At 63.4% G+C, this 454-nt stretch carries 1 protein-coding gene; it reads right to left on the minus strand.

Going from position 1 to position 454, the window contains the following annotated elements:
- Positions 1–454, minus strand: a 454-nt coding sequence (locus AC30CM_RS27070; protein ID WP_490119986.1) for a transposase, incomplete at both ends; no start/stop codon positions are given.

Here is a 454-nt window from a genome sequence, read left to right on the forward strand (position 1 = left end):
TCGATAAGCTTGTAGGCCATGGCAATTCCGGCCGCGCGGGATCCCGGCCCCTTGGTGACCTTCGTCCGCAATCGCACGGTGGCGAAGGTTGATTCGATCGGATTCGTGGTGCGCAAGTGGATCCAGTGTTCGGCTGGGTATTTGTAGAACTCCAACAGCACGTCGGCGTCGTCGACGATCTTGGCGACCGCCTTGGGGTACTTGGCGCCGTAGTCGATCTCGAAGGCCTTGATCGCGACCTGCGCGTGGTCGAGGTCCTCGGCGTTGTAGATCTCCCGCATCGCCGCGACCGCACCGGGTTGCGCCGATTTGGGCAGGCAGGAAAGGACATTGGCCTGTTTGTGAAACCAGCAGCGCTGCTCGCGGGTAGCCGGGAACACCTCGCGCATCGCCTTCCAAAAGCCCAGTGCACCGTCACCGACGGCCAACACCGGGGCGATCATCCCGCGGCGGC

The sequence above is a fragment of the Mycobacterium sp. DHQP2018-32-09 genome (assembly GCF_058148405.1).